Annotated in this window: 16 protein-coding genes; 5 read left to right on the plus strand and 11 right to left on the minus strand. The window is 70.4% G+C overall.

All coding sequences use genetic code 11. The features are described from left to right. Window positions 1-116 precede the first annotated feature (116 nt). A complete protein-coding gene (locus DY218_RS14075) occupies window positions 117-986 on the plus strand; it encodes a helix-turn-helix domain-containing protein (protein ID WP_128556347.1) in 870 nt (289 codons plus the stop codon). Window positions 987-1153: 167 nt separating this feature from the next. After that, window positions 1154-1363: a DUF397 domain-containing protein gene (locus tag DY218_RS14080; RefSeq protein WP_128556348.1), complete on the plus strand. Its 210-nt coding sequence runs from the start codon at window positions 1154-1156 to the stop codon at window positions 1361-1363. Between the two features lie 130 nt (window positions 1364-1493). Here DY218_RS14080 and DY218_RS14085 read toward each other — a convergent pair whose 3' ends face one another. Next, window positions 1494-2348: a hypothetical protein gene (locus DY218_RS14085; protein ID WP_128556349.1), complete on the minus strand. Its 855-nt coding sequence runs from the start codon at window positions 2346-2348 to the stop codon at window positions 1494-1496. A gap of 111 nt (window positions 2349-2459) precedes the next feature. On the opposite strand from DY218_RS14085, the gene DY218_RS14090 reads away from it, so the two are divergent. Together DY218_RS14090 and DY218_RS14095 are read left to right on the plus strand one after the other, a co-directional pair. Then, on the plus strand, window positions 2460-3245 hold the full coding sequence (locus DY218_RS14090; RefSeq protein WP_128556350.1) for an SDR family oxidoreductase: 786 nt from the start codon (window positions 2460-2462) through the stop codon (window positions 3243-3245). Window positions 3246-3686: 441 nt separating this feature from the next. After that, window positions 3687-5255: a sodium:solute symporter family protein gene (locus DY218_RS14095; RefSeq protein WP_128556351.1), complete on the plus strand. Its 1569-nt coding sequence runs from the start codon at window positions 3687-3689 to the stop codon at window positions 5253-5255. 90 nt (window positions 5256-5345) lie between these two features. Here DY218_RS14095 and DY218_RS14100 read toward each other — a convergent pair whose 3' ends face one another. The 3 genes from DY218_RS14100 to DY218_RS14110 form a co-directional block, all read right to left on the minus strand. Beyond that, complete coding sequence (locus DY218_RS14100) at window positions 5346-6467, minus strand: ADP-ribosylglycohydrolase family protein (protein WP_128556352.1); 1122 nt, start codon at window positions 6465-6467, stop codon at window positions 5346-5348. Between the two features lie 125 nt (window positions 6468-6592). Next, window positions 6593-7354 carry a class I SAM-dependent DNA methyltransferase gene (locus DY218_RS14105; protein ID WP_128556353.1) on the minus strand — a complete coding sequence of 254 codons (762 nt, stop codon included), beginning with the start codon at window positions 7352-7354 and terminating at the stop codon, window positions 6593-6595. Between the two features lie 80 nt (window positions 7355-7434). After that, window positions 7435-8181, minus strand: a complete 747-nt coding sequence (locus DY218_RS14110) for an SDR family NAD(P)-dependent oxidoreductase (RefSeq protein ID WP_128556354.1) — start codon at window positions 8179-8181, stop codon at window positions 7435-7437. An 84-nt stretch (window positions 8182-8265) separates the two neighbouring features. Between DY218_RS14110 and DY218_RS14115 the strand changes: the two genes are divergently transcribed. After that, window positions 8266-8925 carry a TetR/AcrR family transcriptional regulator gene (locus tag DY218_RS14115; RefSeq protein ID WP_128556355.1) on the plus strand — a complete coding sequence of 220 codons (660 nt, stop codon included), beginning with the start codon at window positions 8266-8268 and terminating at the stop codon, window positions 8923-8925. A 25-nt stretch (window positions 8926-8950) separates the two neighbouring features. Here DY218_RS14115 and DY218_RS14120 read toward each other — a convergent pair whose 3' ends face one another. From DY218_RS14120 to DY218_RS14150, 7 genes are all read right to left on the minus strand, one after another. Beyond that, entirely contained in the window at window positions 8951-9364 is a 414-nt protein-coding gene (locus DY218_RS14120) for a hypothetical protein (protein ID WP_128556356.1), read from the minus strand. A gap of 130 nt (window positions 9365-9494) precedes the next feature. Beyond that, window positions 9495-10049, minus strand: coding sequence for a hypothetical protein (locus tag DY218_RS14125; protein WP_128556357.1), 555 nt, complete (start codon window positions 10047-10049; stop codon window positions 9495-9497). Between the two features lie 12 nt (window positions 10050-10061). Continuing rightward, window positions 10062-10421 carry a hypothetical protein gene (locus DY218_RS14130; protein ID WP_147336143.1) on the minus strand — a complete coding sequence of 120 codons (360 nt, stop codon included), beginning with the start codon at window positions 10419-10421 and terminating at the stop codon, window positions 10062-10064. Between the two features lie 234 nt (window positions 10422-10655). Beyond that, a complete protein-coding gene (locus tag DY218_RS14135) occupies window positions 10656-11153 on the minus strand; it encodes a hypothetical protein (protein WP_128556359.1) in 498 nt (165 codons plus the stop codon). Window positions 11154-11158: 5 nt separating this feature from the next. After that, on the minus strand, window positions 11159-11677 hold the full coding sequence (locus DY218_RS14140; protein ID WP_128556360.1) for a hypothetical protein: 519 nt from the start codon (window positions 11675-11677) through the stop codon (window positions 11159-11161). A 118-nt stretch (window positions 11678-11795) separates the two neighbouring features. Further along, a complete protein-coding gene (locus DY218_RS14145; RefSeq protein ID WP_128556361.1) occupies window positions 11796-13109 on the minus strand; it encodes a hypothetical protein in 1314 nt (437 codons plus the stop codon). Window positions 13110-13324: 215 nt separating this feature from the next. Then, window positions 13325-15940 (minus strand): bifunctional FO biosynthesis protein CofGH, encoded by a 2616-nt coding sequence (locus tag DY218_RS14150; RefSeq protein ID WP_128556362.1) that lies wholly within the window; start codon window positions 15938-15940, stop codon window positions 13325-13327. Window positions 15941-15950: the final 10 nt, after the last annotated feature.

Here is a 15950-nt window from a genome sequence, read left to right on the forward strand (position 1 = left end):
GGTGGCAATCTGCTGAACAGCAGATACGCATGAACTGCCGATCCGCATCAACAGCGCATCAACAACCGATACGCAGAACGCAGAACGACAGGCCCGCAGCCGGAGGTGCACGTCCCGTGGCGTCCAACGTCAATCCCACCGTCAGGCGACGCCGTCTCGGTCAGGAACTGCGCCGACTCCGCGAACTGAAGGGAATGACGGCGGAGGAAGTCGCCGAGCGACTCCTCGTCTCGCAGTCGAAGATCAGCCGTCTGGAGAACGGCCGGCGCAGTATCAGCCAGCGCGATGTCCGTGATCTCTGCGGGGTGTACGAGGTCGAGGACCATCGCATCGTGGATTCGCTGATGCAGATGGCGAAGGATTCCCGGCAGCAGGGTTGGTGGCACGCGTTCGGCGATATTCCGTACAGCGTCTATATCGGTCTGGAAACGGACGCGGCGTCCCTGCGCGTGTACGAACCGCAGGTCATTCCCGGACTTCTGCAGACCCGCGCCTATGCCGAGGCTCTGATCACCGGAGCGCTGCCGGAGACGGCGACCACGGACATCGAAAAGCGTGTGCAGGTGCGAGTGCGCCGCCAGGAACGGATCAATGCGGAGGATTCCCCGCTGCGGATGTGGGCGGTGCTCGACGAGGCGACGCTGCGCCGCGCGGTCGGCGGAAAGCAGGCGATGATCGAGCAGTTGGAGCACCTCGAGGCGATGTCCCGGCTGCCGCATGTGACGATCCAGGTGATGCCGTTCAGCATGGGCGCACACCCGGGGGTCAACGGCCAGTACGCGATCCTGGAGTTCCCCGACGCCGCGGATTCGAGTGTGGTCTACATCGAGGGCGTGACGAGTGATCTTTACCTGGAGAAAGCGAATGACGTGCAGAAATACAGCGTCATGTACGAGCATCTCCGGGCGCAGGCGCTGAATGTGGATCAAACCCGGCAATTCATCTCCGACACCGCCAAGGAGTACGCGCGTTCAACGTCTTCCTAATGAGCCGGCGCACGGTACACCGTGCTTCCGTCAAAATGGAAGACTCCACTGGTATATGCCATCCGGTCGAGTGAATGGGCACTTCCCCGGCCGATGCCGGCGAGTAGCGTCGATCACGCCAACACATTCCGTTGGCGAGCAACTCACGACCGGCAAGCGGAGCGAACATGGCAATTCATCAGGGCGCGACGGACACCTGGACGAAGTCTTCGTACTCCACGGGCAACGGCGCATGCGTAGAGGTCAAGTCGCCCGTACGGCAGGCGATCGCGGTACGGGACTCGAAGGTCGAGCAGGGGCCGGCACTCAGCTTCGCCCCCGACTCGTGGAACGTTTTCGTGGGACAGGTCTGCCGGGGGACGTTCGACCTCGTCTGATGCACGTGACCAGACCGGACAACCGGACAGTGCAACACCGCAGGGCCCTCTCGACTGGTTCGCCGTCCCGGCCGAGAGGGCTCGGTCTGTTTCCCGGCCCTTCTGCCGCGGCGCGCAACACCAGGAACAGCTAACGGAGTTGGTCGACGTACCGGTCCGTCCCCGGCACCGTCGGGACGAACGGCGCAAGCAACTCCACCCTGCCCAGGCCGGATCCAGCCACCGCCTCCTCCCGCCCCGCGAAGTACTGCTCCCAGCACTCGCGCGGATCCGTGTCCAGGAACCAGAGCAGGGTCAGCCGGTCGTCCACGCCCTCGACCTGCTTCACGTACGACATCCGGTCGCCAGGCAGCGGCGTCGGCCGGAACACCACCACCATCGCGGCCGGCCCTGCCGCCCGGCCGCCCGGTGCGAGCAGCCGCGGCAGCGCACGCGAGCGCAGCCACTCGAGCAACTCCGCGCGCTGTCCGGCGTCTTCGGCGTCCACGACCTCCAGGACCAGGCCGGCGTACGGATGGTCGAGGGCGTGGAAGTCGCGCGGTCCCGCGGCGCCGTCGCGGTAGACGGTCGCGACATGGTCCTGGAAGGCCGTGAAGACGTGCGTGCGGTCCTGGTAGACCCGCGCGTCGCGGTTGAGCCGCTTGTTGATGCCGACGGTCCACCGCATGTGTTCGTCGTAGCGGCCCTCGGTGATCCAGTACGTGGACAGATAGCACCCGGCGGTCACCGGCTGCGCGACGGCCGACTTCTCGGGCCGGCGCAGGAGTTGGAGCTCCCGGGTGGCGACCCAGCGCCGACCGGCGAACATCCAGGGCATCGCCATCGCGCCCGCGTAGTAGTGGTCGTCCTCGTACCAGCGGTTGTACGCGTACTCGTGGCCCGGGTGCGGCTCGACCATGGTGATCAGGGCGTGCCCGGGGCGCACGCCGTAGGGACCCACCGAGGCCAGCTCCGCGTAGGTGTCGCTCCGGGTGTCGTCGCTCATCAGCGCTCACTCCCCTGGTGACTCTTCGGCCCGCTTGCGGCTCTTCCGTCCTGCGCCGGACGCCCCTACTCTGACGCCCCGTCAGCAAATCCGCCAGCCTCCGGAGGCCCCGTGACACTGCTCGAGGGGAAGACCGTGATCGTGACCGGTGTGGGGGCGGGCCTCGGTCAGGAGGTCGCCGCGGCCGTCGTGCGCGACGGTGGCCGGGCCGTGCTCGGCGCCCGCACCGCGGAGAACCTCGCCAAGACGGCCGCCACCATCGACCCCGGCGGCGAGCGCACCGCCCACACCGCCACCGACATCACCGACGAGGAGCAGTGCCGGGCGCTCGCCCGGCTCGCGGTCGAGCGCTTCGGGCGGATCGACGCGCTGGTCCAAGTCGCGGCGATGGACGGGTACTTCGGCGGGCTGGAGGACGCCGACTTCGCCACCTGGCAGCAGGTCGTGGACGTGAATCTGCTCGGCTCGCTGCGGATGACCCGCGCCTGTCTGCCGGCGCTCGCGGAGCGGGGCGGCTCGGTCGTCCTCGTCGGCACCCAGTCCTCGGTCGCCGCGCCGACCCAGGTGCGGCAGGCGGCGTATGCGGCGTCGAAGGGCGCGCTCGTCTCGGCCATGTACTCACTCGCGCGCGAGCTGGGGCCCCGGCGCATCCGGGTCAACTCGGTGCAGCCCGGCTGGATGTGGGGCCCGCCCGTGGAGGCGTACGTACGCTTCACCGCGCACACCGAGGGCGTACCGGAGGACGAGGTGAAGGCGCGTCTGACAGACCGGATGGCCCTGCCGGAGATGGCCACGGACGGCGATGTGGCCGACGCCTGCGCGTTCCTCAGCTCGGACCGCGCCCGCGCCATCACCGGGCAGTCGCTGCTTGTGAACGCCGGGGAGGTCATGAGGTAGAGCCCGGCGGACTCCTCGGGTTCAGCTGCTCGCACGCTTTCCGCTACTCGCACGCTCCTCTTCACCGCCGCGCAGGACCCGCATCCGGCGCGGCCGTTCGTCATGTCCGGGGTCGGACGAATCACTGTGTTCCGTGTGGACGGAACGCGGTGTCCCGTGTCGGACGGAACACTCGGTCCGGCTGGCGAAGTGCCCGCCCATCGTCCGTACGGCGCCGCCGGGCCGACAACCGGCCGGGAAGTCAAGAGACGGCAAAATCGTTCGACTTACTGACCCTCGTTCACATCCCTGACCGAGTTATGTATTGACCGGCCACCACGGCGAGCGGTTCAATCCCCGAAGTCCCCGCTCCCGCACGGGGGCACCGCCCTTGGAGCGACTGGCGAAGCGCCGAGCAAGCCACCGGAAGTTCACAAGGCGGACCCCTTGGAGGGGGCAGGCATGAACAGTCTCGACTGGGCCGTACTCATCGGCTACTTCGGCGTGATGGTCGCGATCGGCGTCTACTCCCACAAACGGGTCGACGACGTCAGCGACTTCTTCACCGCCGGCGGCCGGATGCCGTGGTGGCTGTCCGGCATCTCGCACCACATGTCCGGCTACAGCGCGGTCATGTTCACCGGCTACGCCGGTATCGCGTACACCTACGGCGTGACGTCCTTCGTGACCTGGTCGTTCCCCATCGCGCTCGGCATCGCGATCGGCGCCCAGCTGTTCGCGCCGCGCATCAACCGGCTGCGCTCACGCCTGCACGTCGCATCCCCGCTCGAGTATCTGAAGAACCGCTACAACCTGGGCACCCAGCAGGCACTCGCCTGGTCCGGCATGCTCCTGAAGATCGTGGACGTCGGCGCGAAATGGGCCGCCATCGCCACCCTGCTGTCCGTCTTCACCGGCATGTCCCTCAACCAGGGCATCCTCATCACCGGCGTGATCACCGGCATCTACTGCACCATCGGCGGACTGTGGGCGGACGCGCTCACCGAGCTCGGCCAGTTCATCATCCAACTCCTCGCCGGTGTCGCCATGTTCGTGGCGGTCGTCGCCGAACTCGGCGAGTTCGGCGGCTTCTTCGGCGTCTGGGACGAACCGGCCCTGCAGGGGCACGAGAAGCCACTCGTCGGCCCCTACGGCACGGTGTTCCTGCTCGCGTTCCTCTTCATCAAGCTCTTCGAGTACAACGGCGGCATGCTCAACCAGGCCCAGCGCTACATGGCGACCCCCACCGCCCGCGAGGCCACCCGCTCCGCACGGCTCTCCGCCGTCCTGTGGCTGGTCTGGCCGCTGGTCCTCTTCTTCCCCATGTGGATGTCACCCCTGCTCGTCGAGGCACAGAACGCCGACGGCTCCGACAGTTACGCCCTGATGACCGAACAGCTGCTTCCGCACGGCCTGTTGGGTCTGGTCATCGTCGGATTCTTCTCGCACACGATGGCCATGTGCTCCTCCGACGCCAACGCCATCGCGGCCGTCTTCACCCGTGACGTGGCACCGGCCCTGTCCAGCCGGGCGCGGGAGTGGAACGGCAGCAAGGGCCTGCTCGTCGCGCGACTCACCACCGTGGTGTTCCTCGCCCTGTCCATGGCGGTCGCCACGCAGGTCAACTCGCCCACGTTCAAGGACATCATCACCGTGGTCATCAAGTGGGTGGCCGGCCTGATGGGCCCCATCGCCATCCCGATGATGCTGGGCCTGCTGCGGCCCTTCCGCCGCTCCGGGCCGACCGCCGCGCTCACCAGCTGGTCCATGGGCCTGCTCGCCTTCTGGCTGGTCAACTACCCGATCCACTGGCAGCTCGACGGCGGCGTCCCGCTCGAGTACCAGGTCTCCATCCCTCTCGCGGTCTCGCTGATCCTCTACATCGCCATCGGCTGGATCAAACCCGAGAACACCCCCGAGCGCGACGCGCTCATCGAGACGCTGAACACGGACGACGACTCGGCCGGCGTGGCTGTTCCGGCACCGGCGAAAGCAGGAGACGATGTGGCGGGGGCGCGCCTGGACGACTGACCCGGCACCCCTCGCGGTGGACGGGCGGTCACGGGGCCACCCGCCCCGCCGAGCCCAGGGGCCTTCCGGGCCACACCGACCCGGCCCGGCTCAGGCCCGCGGATACCGCGCCAGCCAGCCCGGGGCCGAGGCGGCCGGGCCGTGCAGGGCCGGGCCCTGGGTCATCTCCATGGCGAAGTCGTCGGCGAGCTCCAACACCGTGCTCCTGCCCTCCAGTTCGGCGAGCAGGGAGGGCGGCAGGGCGGTCTCGCCGTGCAGGGCGCCGAGCAGCGCTCCGGTGAGTGAGCCGACGGCGGCCGATGCGCCGCCGTGATTGACCGCGAGCCGCAGCCCGTGGCGTACGTCCTCGCAGACCAGGGCCGCGTACACGGCCGCCGCGAGCGCGGACTCGGCCGTGCCGTCGGACGCGCGGGCCAGCGACTCGACCTGGCCCGCGGCCGGCAGCCCCTGCCGCACCGCACCGAGCGCCTGGCGCAGCGCGTCCGTGACGGCCTGGTGCCCGACCCGGGTCGCGATCATCGACAGCGCCCGCTGCACCACCGCATCGAGCGCCTCGCCGCGCGCGAGCCCGTGCACGAGTACGGCGAACGCCCCCGCCGAGAGATACGCCGACGGATAGCCGTGCGTCTGCACCGCACACTCCACGGCCAGCTGCAGCACCAACTGCGGCTCCCAGCCCACCAGAAGCCCGAACGGCGCCGAGCGCGTCACGGCGCCCACGCCCCGCTCCGCCGGGTTCTTCGGCGCCTCCAGGGTGCCCATGGCGCCGTCGCCGAGCCCGGCAAGGGTCGCCCGCTCGGCATCCCGGCGGGCGTACAGCCACTCCTCGCGGGCCAGCCAGCCGTCGTCCTTGCGGCGCTCGTCCGGGCCCCAGTCCCGCTGGGTCGCCGCCCACCGCAGATAGGCGCGGTGCACATCGGTGGGCGGGTGCCAGGCCCCCGTGTCGCGGCGCACCTGTGCCCGTATCAGTCCGTCGACGGTGAACAGGGTCAGCTGTGTCGCCGCGGTGACGGCGCCCCGCCGGCCGTATGCGGGTGCGAACTCGCCGAGCCCTTCCGCGCCGTGCTCCTGCAGGATCTCCTCGAGGCTCAGCGGCCCCACCGGCGCGCCGAGCGCGTCTCCCGCCGCGACGCCGAGCAGCGCCCCGCGCACCCTGCTGCGGAAGTCCTGCTGCTCGACGCGCCCCCAGACGGCCGTGCCTGCTGTGCCCACCGTGCCCCTCCCGCTCGTACGTGCCGTGTGCGGCGCACCTCTCCGCACACAGAGGCCTGGCGTGGCACTGTAATCGACTGCGAACGGCCAGTGGCCACCCGCTTGCCCGTACGAGGCGGGGCGCCCTATTCCGCCGCCGCGGGCCCGGGCAGCCGGTACACGGAAACATGTCCGCGCGACTCGGCGGTGAACTCCGCGCCCGCCCAGTCCGCGGCCCTCGACTCCAGCTCGAATCCGGCCAGTTGGGCCATCAGGTCCAGCTCGGCGGGCCAGATGTACCGGTGCGGGCTGCGGAAGATCTCCGCCTCCGGCCCGTCCTCCCCGTACGAGAAGTGGTGCGAGACGACCTGCTGCCGCAGCACGTCGTAGGTGTCCAGGCCGACGTATCCGTCACCGGCCTCGAACACCACGGCCTGCTGCCCCGGCGGGAGCTTGCGCAGCTCCGGCACCCACAGCTCGATCACGAACCGCCCGCCCGGCTCGAGATGCCGGGCGGCATTGCGGAAGCACGCGACCTGCTCCTGCTGCGTGAGCAGATTCGAGATGGTGTTGAACACGAGATACACGAGCCGGTACGACCCCGGTGCGCGAGCGGACGCCATGTCCCCCACGACCACGGGCAGCTCCGCCTCGCCCGCCTTCGTCCGCAGCTGATCGATCATCGGCTGCGACAGCTCGATGCCCGTCACCGGTACGCCCTGCCCGGCCAGCGGCACGGCCACCCGCCCCGTCCCGACCGCAAACTCCAACACCCGGCCGTCCCCGGCGAGTTCACGCAGCCTGCGCACGGTCGGCCCCAGCACCTCGGGGGCGAACATCCCCGTCCCCGGGGTGTCGTACCGCCGCGCCGCCGCCTCGTCCCAGATCTCGTCCTGTCGTCGTCCCATCCCACCCACGATCCCGGGGTGGCGGCCTGCTGTCGACGCGATTTCCGCGAGGGAGCCGCATCCCCGGCCCTGCCTGCCGCTCAGGCCCTCGCGTAGCCGCCGTCGGCGAAGAGTTCGGCGCCGGTGACGAACGACGAGGCGTCCGAGGCGAGGAAGAGGGCGGCCTCGGCGATCTCCTCGACGTCGGCCAGCCGGCCCAGGGGGACCACGGCCTCGGCGAACCGGTCGGCATCCGCCCCCACGGCGCCCAGCAGGCCGGGGGTCCGCGTGGGTCCCGGGCTGAGCACGTTGACCCGGAAGCGGCGCTCCCGCGACTGGCGGGACCAGTTGTGCACGAGGTTGCTCAGCGCCGCCTTCGAGGCGCTGTAGACCTCGAGTTGCTCATTGGGCCGGACGCTGTTGGTCGAGCCGACGACCAGGACGGAGGCGCCGTCGGCCAGCAGCGGCAGGGCCTTCTGCACGGTGAACAGTGGGCCCTTGACGTTCACGGCGAGGGTCAGATCGACATGCGCCTCGGTGTGGGAGCCGAGCGCGGAGTCCGCGGCGATCCCCGCGTTGGCCACCAGTACGTCGATGCGGCCGGCCTCCTCGCGGACCCGCGCATAGAGCGCGTCCAGATCGGCCAGGACCGTGACGTCGACTCGTACGCCGACCGCAGCCGGGCCCAACTCCCCGACCGCCGCTTCGAGGCGGTCGGCGTCCCGGCCGGTCACGAAGACCCGCGCGCCCTCCCGGACGAAGCGGTGGGCGACGGCGAGACCGATCCCGCTGGTCCCGCCGGTGATCACGGCCACCTTCTCCTGCAGTACGCCTGGCCTGTCCGGCATGTCGAACCCCTTCGGTTGTGGAATCGATCGTCCATAACGTAGGCAGTTATGGACGATCGAGTCAAGAATGGTTACCCTGAACCCATGCCGAGACCACGCGCCTTCGACGAACGCCAAGTCCTGGAGCAGGCCCGGGAGCAGTTCTGGGTGACCGGCTTCGCAGGGACCCGGATGGACGACATCGCGCGGGCCACCGGCCTGGGCAAGGGCAGCCTGTACGGCGCGTTCGGCGACAAGGGCAAGCTGTTCCACCGGGTGTTCGGCGACTGGTGCACCGCCGTCGTCGGGGTCGCCGAGGAGCGGCTGGCCGGCGGCCCGGACTCCGAGGCGATGGCCCGCCTGTCGGCGTACGTGCACCTGATGGCGGAGAACACCGCCACCGACACCGAGCGCCGCGGATGCCTGCTGGCCAAGGCCTCGGCGGAGCTGGCCCAGCACGATCCGACGGTCGCCGGCCGGTCGGCCGAGACCATGACGGCACTGCAGGACCTGCTGCGCACGGAGATCACCGCCGCCCAGCGACACGGCGACATCGACAGCGCGGCGGACCCGGAGCGCCTGGCAGCACTGCTCCTGACAGTGGTCCGCGGCATCGAGGCAGCAGGCAAGGCCGGCATGCCCCCGAAGACCCTCCGGGACGTGGCAGCCACGGCACTGGAAGTCCTGCCGGCCCCCGAGGGCACGAAGCGCGACGGCGTCACCGTCCGCCCGACAACCGGGCACGACCCTGCCCGGGAGAGCTAGCCAGTCGCCACCACGGACGGCAGGGTCACCCCTCGCCGTGGCGCAGCTTCCGCACCCAGTGGCCGAGGTCGGCCCGGTAGGCGAAGTGGACCCGCAGACCGACCACTTCCCCCTCCCTCACGAGCAGTTCCAGGTCCCCGCCCTCTCCTGGGGCCAGTTCAAGCGTGTCGTCGCGCCACATGCGCTCCTCGATCCGCCACGTCGCCCTCGCACAGCGGAACGCCAGCACCCGGCGGTCCGTGAGTACCAGGACGGGCCCGGGCGCGAGCAGGAAGTACGGAAGGCGCCCTTCCCGGTACCGCACCGGAAAGATCAGCCGAGGCACCTCGTCCCGGCCCAGCTCCCCCGCCACGTCCTCGACCGACCAGGGCGACCGCAACAACGGGAGCGGCAAACCGCGGACCTTGTGCAGCCAAGTCGTCAGCGCGACGACAGTCACCAGCACTCCCCCGTACCACGCCCAGACACCGGCCGCCGGCCACCCGAAGTCCCACGGCAGAACGCAGAGAAGGACCAGAACCACCATCGGTACGTACGAGCCGACCCACCGAACGAACCTGGCCACGCTCTCACCCACGCCCATCGGCGAGTTCGGCCACGAACTTCTGCAGAGCGCGCCACCCGCCGGCCTTCACCGTGAATGTCTGATCGCCCGCCTCTGAGCGGACGGTGATGATGCCTCCACCAGGGTCGGATTCCGCCTCGCACTCCGCCCGTGCCGCGCTCGCACAGCTGCGGACCGGCGCGTCGAGCAGCCGGTTGTAGGCGAAGGCGAGCGCCTGCCGTTCCGTGAGGACGACGAAGCAGCCGCGCAGTGCGCGCTCGCGCACGCCCGCACCGGGCAGTACGGCGGGGACCACGGCCCGGGGCGTGTCCCCCGGCTCGAGCAAGGTCTGGACTCGGTCCCGCTCCTTCCACGACTGCCCGCTGTAGTAGACGGCCCCGAGCGTGCCGGCCACGAGCCCGAAGAACACGGGATCCGTGGCCGTACGCAGGTCAAGAACCTCGTGGACGGCCAGCAATCCCAAGGGAAACAGGACCAGTTGCCACAACACCAGCAGCACCCGCGCCCGCACACCCTGCCGAGCGGCCAGCCGCACTCGCTCCTGCACATCCACATCCATATCCACGCCCCCTCACGTCCCACCGGAAGCGAAGGTCCGCTGGTTCTGGAGGGAGAACAGGGTGCTGGCACATGCGGAGGCGGCGAGGGCTCCGACGACCAGCGGCATCCGTGCGTCGCCTCCCCGTGCCAGGGACAGGGCGGCGAATGCCGCCAGAGCCAGACCCGCCACGGCCGAACACCCCCATCTGCGCACCGCGCCGTCGCTCCGTGGCACCCGTTCCCGACCGATCAGGTGGTGCTCGGCGAGCAGCGCCGGTACGGCGTACGCGGCCGTGCCTGCGGCGAAGAGTGCGCTCACGACCCGGTCGCCGCCGAGGAACGCCAGGGTGCCGGCCGCCCCCATCATCGCCGCGGCGGCGAGCAGCATCACCCGGCCGATCAGGGACAGCGGCCCCGCTGTCCCCCGCCGTAAACGAACTGGCCCTGTCGTGCGTCTTCGTCCCATGTACCCCGCCCCCCCCGACGAAGTCCCGTGTCTCGGACGGCCGCCTCTGCGCTGCGAAAGGCGCGCGGGCGGACTCCCCGGAGCGTAGTCGGTGAGGGCGATGCCCTTGGAGGTGGCCAGGGCCTGGGGTCTCGCGCCCCGGGACCTGTGGGCGGTCCGTCAGGGCAGTGTGTCAGCGGGTGTCTGTCGCAAGACCACGGAGCCGAGTTCGGTCCGGGTCGCGTCGGTCAGGGGTTCCCCGTCGGTGCCGCTTGCTGCCAAGGTGTGGAGCAACTGGGTTACCGCGTCCACCAGTTGGTGTCGAGTGATCGGGCAGCCCGCGGCGGTCGTCGCGGCCGAGAGGACAGGGTCGAGGAGGTCCGCGGACTGGGCGAAGGCCGCGTCGCCGAGTTCCTCGGTCTCTGCCGGGCGGCCCGGCCGGTATGCGCGGCCACCGACCCGCCCCGCGGCGAACGGGAACGGCTGCTCGTACGGACCGTCGGCGAACCCGTCGCCGTCCGCCGGCACCCCCCAACCGAGCACCGTAAGAAGCTCCTCGAGGGTGGGCCGGCTGCCCAGGTCGTCGGCCATGTCCTCGATCACCCACCCGAGCGCCTCCGCCGCGTCCGCGAGGACGCCGGACGGCAGGGCGGGCAGCGGCGGCGGGACAGGCGGCACCGGCGTCACAGGCCCAGACGCGCGAGATGCGCGGGTACGTACTCGCTGAGCACCGTCTGCTCGTACGAGCCGTCCAGGAGCCCGATCTCCCGGGCCTCCGCCTCGTCGAGCTGTCGTGTCGTGCCGTCCGCCGCCTCGCCCATGCCGGACCCGCCGACCTCGGGTGCGTCGCTGTCCGCGAGCAGGTCGAGCAGATCGTCGTCGGCGCCCGCCGCGTGATAGATCTCCGGCTCCGGGAAGCGGGCCGCGAGCGCGGGATCGTGGGCCACGACGGACCAATCCCCGGAGCGCACCGCCTCCTTGTCGGTGTGCACGGCGTGCCGCCGCACCTCGGGCGCGCCCTCGGCAGGCGGCCAGTCCGCGGCCGCGAAGGTGCCCCGTACGAAACCGATGGCCGTCCCGAAGGCCCCCTCACCGAGCAGCACCCCGAAGTGGTACCCGCCGTCCGACGCGGGCACGGCCACCACATCGCCGACGCCTGCCCCCTTGCGTCCGCGTCCGCTCCTGCCCGTGCCGTCCGTCATCGGCCCACCGTTCCTCGTCGCGTTCCGTGGCTGCCCGGCGCGCGACCGGGTCCGCGCGCCAGCGTACCGCCGGAGGGTGCGCCGGGCGGGGCGCCCGAAGAGGGGCGCCCCGCAACCGTCACCCGCAGTTCTTCTTCTTCCACGCGGCGTCGCGACGCTTCCGCTCCGTCTCGTACCGCTCGTACTCGGCGCGGCGCTCGCCCGCGAGGGGGTTCTGCCGGTTGCCCCGGTAGTCCTTGCCCTTCTTGCCGATCACGGTCTTGTACTTCTCGGCGGTGCGCTGCTCCAGGAGCCGCGACTGGCCGTAGGTGCGGCTGCCGGGCAGGACCCGCATGCGGTCGCCGTTGGCCGGGTTGAACCTGTTGTTGTTCTTGCCGTGCCGGCGCTGCACCGTCTGCGGTGTCTCCTTGCCGCCGAACATGCCCGAGTAGTAGACCTTGCCGTTCTTGTCGACGAGCACGTAGTTCTTGTATCCGCCCTTGTCGAAGTACCCGTACGGACGGTCCTTGCCGGCCGGCAGTGCCGCGTGCACGACCCCGTTCGGAAGTCCGACGGGCCCGGTGTACACCGCCTGCACGACCGAGGTGCCGCCGCGGCGCTGCGGGGCTTGGTAGGCGACCGGGCAGAGTTCCTTCTTCTTGCGTTTGTGCTTGGCCGCGTCCGCCTTCTTCTTCAGGTCCGCGGCCTTCTTCTTCAGCTTGTCGATCTTCTTCGACTGGCTGTAGAGGCCCTTCAGGCCCTTGGCGACCTTCGAGCCGTTCTTGACGATCGACTTGCCGACGTTCCAGGCCTTCTTCGGGTTCAGGAGGTACTTCTTGGCGAGCTTCAGCGGCATGCCGCCGGCGGCCATCAGCAGGGCGTTGATGACGGTCTCGGTGCAGGCCGAACCGTCGCCCTCCGTGATGCACTTGAGCGCATCCGTGATGCCGGTCTCCTCGCCGGCGATCTTGATGAGTTCCTCGGCGGCCTTCTTCAGGTCCTCCTTGGTGACGTCGTATTCCTTCTGCGCGTCGTCGACTTCCTTCTGAGCGTCGTTGTACGCGCGCTCCTCGGGCGTGAGATCGCTGTCGGCCGGAATGTCGTCGCCCGCGGTCGGGGTGTCGCCGTTTCCGCCGTCGTCGTCCGGCTGAACGTCCGGCTTTCCGCGATCGCCGCCGTCCTTCGGGCCGTCGGCCTGGTTCTGTCCGCCGTCGCCGCCTCCGCAGCCGTCACCGCCGGTGATCTCGCAGACCTTGGTGGAGACCGTGTTCGCCACAGTCTCGTTGAGCGAGGTGCCGACGATCGCCACCACGATCAGGGCGACGATGACGAGCACGCCCGCGTACTCCGTCATGGTGGCGCCGCGGTCGAAATGCCGGAGCCCCAACTGGCGGGACAGGGAGAGTTTGCGGCGCAGCCGCGGCGACTGCACCGCCTTCCGTATTCGGCTCATGGCCGGGCTGCCCACGCTGTCGCCCCGTTTCGTCTCGGTCGCCTCGGGCCGGTCACCCCGGCCGGGTCGTCCGGGCCGGTCCGGCAGAAGTCACACCGGCCCATCCTGCCTCAACGATGCACGGAGCGGTTGGGCCCCAAGACCCATATTCCGGGCCCAAATCGGGGCGGAAACCGATCGGACGCGCGGCGCCCGGGAGACTGAGTGACGGAGGGTCAGTCCTCCAACACCGGCAGCAGTTCCGGGAGATGGCCGTCGGACGCCGCGGCCGCGTCCTGCCGCTCCTGCGGGACGTCGCCGTACAGGGTGGTACGCGGGCGGGACGGACGGCCCGCGGCCTCGGCGATCGCGACGAGATCCTTCACCGAGCGGTACGAGCCGTAACTCGACCCGGCCATACGGGAGATGGTCTCCTCCATCAGCGTGCCACCGAGGTCGTTCGCGCCGGAGCGCAGCATCTCCGCCGCGCCTTCGGTGCCGAGCTTCACCCAGCTGGTCTGGATGTTGGGGATGTACGGGTGCAGGAGGAGGCGGGCCATCGCGGTCACCGCGCGGTTGTCACGCGTGGTCGGGCCCGGACGGGCGATACCGGCCAGGTAGACGGGCGCGTTGGTGTGGATGAAGGGCAGGGTCACGAACTCGGTGAAGCCCTCCACGCCCTTCTCCAGGGCCTGTTGCTGCATTCCGGCGAGCGTACGGAAGTGGCCGAGCCAGTGCCGGGGCTGGTCCACATGCCCGTACATCATGGTGGAGCTGGAGCGGATGCCCAACTCGTGGGCCGTGGAGACGACTTCCTTCCAGGTGGCGGTGGGCAGCTTGCCCTTGGTGAGGATCCAGCGGACCTCGTCGTCGAGGATCTCGGCGGCCGTCCCCGGGATGGAGTCCAGGCCCGCCTCGCGCGCCCGGGTGAGCCACTCGCGGATCGAAAGGCCGGTGCGGGTCGCGCCGTTGACGACTTCCATCGGCGAGAAGGCGTGCACATGCATGCCCGGCACGCGTTCCTTCACGGCGCGCGCGATGTCGAAGTACGCCGTGCCGGGCAGGTCCGGATGGATGCCGCCCTGCATGCAGACCTCCACCGCGCCCACGTCCCAGGCCTGCCGGGCCCGGTCGGCGACCTGGTCGAGGGAGAGGGTGTACGCGTCGGCGTCGGTGCGGCGCTGCGCGAAGGCGCAGAAACGGCAGCCGGTGTAGCAGACGTTGGTGAAGTTGATGTTGCGCGTGACGATGTAGGTGACGTCGTCGCCGACCACGGACTTGCGCAGGTCGTCCGCGACCCGGGTGAGCGCGTCGAGGGCCGGCCCGTCGGCGTGCAGCAGGGCCAGTGCCTCGTCGTCGGTGAGCCGGGTCGGGTCGTCGGCGGCGGCCCGGAGCGCCTCGCGGACGTCGCCGTCGATGCGCGAGGGCACCATGCCGGGCGCCGCCGCCTCCCGCAGCGCCTCCCAGTCCCCGTACACCGCGTCGAAGTCGTCACGCCGGTCGGAGGTGCGCCCGGTGGTGTCGATGGTGTGGTGCAGATCGGTGCGGCCGCTCGCGGTGAACGCCTCGTCCGGCTCCTGCCAGGGCAGGCCCTCGGGCAGCGCGTCCGGGCGGGCCAGACCGGTCTCCGGGTCGGCGAGCGCGGTCACGTGCGGAAGGAGACGCGGGTCGAGCCAGGGCTCCCCGCGCTGCACGAACTCCGGGTACGCACACAGCCGTTCACGCAGCTCGAAGCCGGCGCCCGCGGACCGCTCGGCGAGCTCGTCGAGCTGCGGCCAGGGCTTCTCGGGGTTCACATGGTCGGGGGTGATCGGCGAGACGCCGCCCCAGTCGTCGATGCCGGCCGCGATGAGGCGCTCGTACTCGCCGTCGACGAGATTGGGCGGGGCCTGCAGGCAGCCCGAGGGGCCCATGATGTGCCGGGCCACGGCGACCGTCGCGACCAGGTCGTCGAGCTCCGCGTCCGGCATTCCGCGCATCGCCGTGTCCGGCTTGGCGCGGAAGTTCTGGATGATCAGCTCCTGGATGCCGTGGTACGAGCGGGCCACCCGCCGCAGCGCGAACAGCGAGTCCGCGCGCTCCTCGTACGTCTCCCCGATCCCGATCAACAGGCCGCTGGTGAACGGCACGGAGGAACGCCCCGCGTCCTCGAGGACCCGCAGCCGTACGGCGGGCTCCTTGTCCGGGGAGCCGTGGTGCGGTCCGCCCGGCTCGCTCCACAGACGGGTGGCGGTGGTCTCCAGCATCATGCCCATGGACGGGGCGACCGGCTTGAGCCGCTGGAAGTCGGTCCAGCTCATGACGCCCGGGTTGAGGTGCGGGAGCAGCCCCGTCTCCTCCAGGATGCGGATGGAGATCGCCCGTACGTACGCGATGGTGTCGTCGTAGCCGTGCGCGTCGAGCCACTCGCGGGCCTCCGGCCAGCGGTCCTCCGGCTTGTCGCCGAGGGTGATCAGGGCTTCCTTGCAGCCGAGTCGAGCACCCCGGCGGGCGATGTCGAGCACCTCGTCGGGCGACATGAACATCCCGTGTCCGGCCCGGCGGAGCTTGCCCGGGACGGTCACGAAGGTGCAGTAGTGGCACTTGTCCCGGCAGAGCCGGGTGAGCGGGATGAAGACGCTCTTCGAGTACGTGATGACGCCCGGCCGTCCCGCGGCCTCGAGCCCGGCGTCCCGCACCCGGGCCGCGGAGGCGGTCAGATCGTCCAGGTCGGTGCCGCGGGCCTGGAGCAGCACGGCGGCCTCCGCGACGTCGAGGGCGACCCCGTCCCTGGCTCTGCGCAGCGCCCGCCGCATGGCGTTGGCGGTGGGGCGGTTCGGTTCTCCCTGGCGTCGCGCCTGGTCATCCGTCATACGTCGAGCA

Origin of the sequence: Streptomyces triticagri (assembly GCF_003429565.1) — a bacterium.
Lineage (GTDB): Bacteria > Actinomycetota > Actinomycetes > Streptomycetales > Streptomycetaceae > Streptomyces > Streptomyces triticagri.

What these genes read in the sequence shown, in the direction of transcription:
- DY218_RS14085 (WP_128556349.1), bottom strand. Translation starts at nt 2,348, where the DNA reads ATGAGCGACGACACCCGGAGCGACACCTACGCGGAGCTGGCCTCGGTG.
- DY218_RS14125 (WP_128556357.1), bottom strand. Translation starts at nt 10,049, where the DNA reads ATGGATGTGGATGTGCAGGAGCGAGTGCGGCTGGCCGCTCGGCAGGGT.
- DY218_RS14145 (WP_128556361.1), bottom strand. Translation starts at nt 13,109, where the DNA reads ATGAGCCGAATACGGAAGGCGGTGCAGTCGCCGCGGCTGCGCCGCAAA.
- DY218_RS14080 (WP_128556348.1), top strand. Translation starts at nt 1,154, where the DNA reads ATGGCAATTCATCAGGGCGCGACGGACACCTGGACGAAGTCTTCGTAC.
- DY218_RS14095 (WP_128556351.1), top strand. Translation starts at nt 3,687, where the DNA reads ATGAACAGTCTCGACTGGGCCGTACTCATCGGCTACTTCGGCGTGATG.
- DY218_RS14110 (WP_128556354.1), bottom strand. Translation starts at nt 8,181, where the DNA reads ATGCCGGACAGGCCAGGCGTACTGCAGGAGAAGGTGGCCGTGATCACC.
- DY218_RS14140 (WP_128556360.1), bottom strand. Translation starts at nt 11,677, where the DNA reads ATGACGGACGGCACGGGCAGGAGCGGACGCGGACGCAAGGGGGCAGGC.
- DY218_RS14115 (WP_128556355.1), top strand. Translation starts at nt 8,266, where the DNA reads ATGCCGAGACCACGCGCCTTCGACGAACGCCAAGTCCTGGAGCAGGCC.
- DY218_RS14105 (WP_128556353.1), bottom strand. Translation starts at nt 7,354, where the DNA reads ATGGGACGACGACAGGACGAGATCTGGGACGAGGCGGCGGCGCGGCGG.
- DY218_RS14150 (WP_128556362.1), bottom strand. Translation starts at nt 15,940, where the DNA reads ATGACGGATGACCAGGCGCGACGCCAGGGAGAACCGAACCGCCCCACC.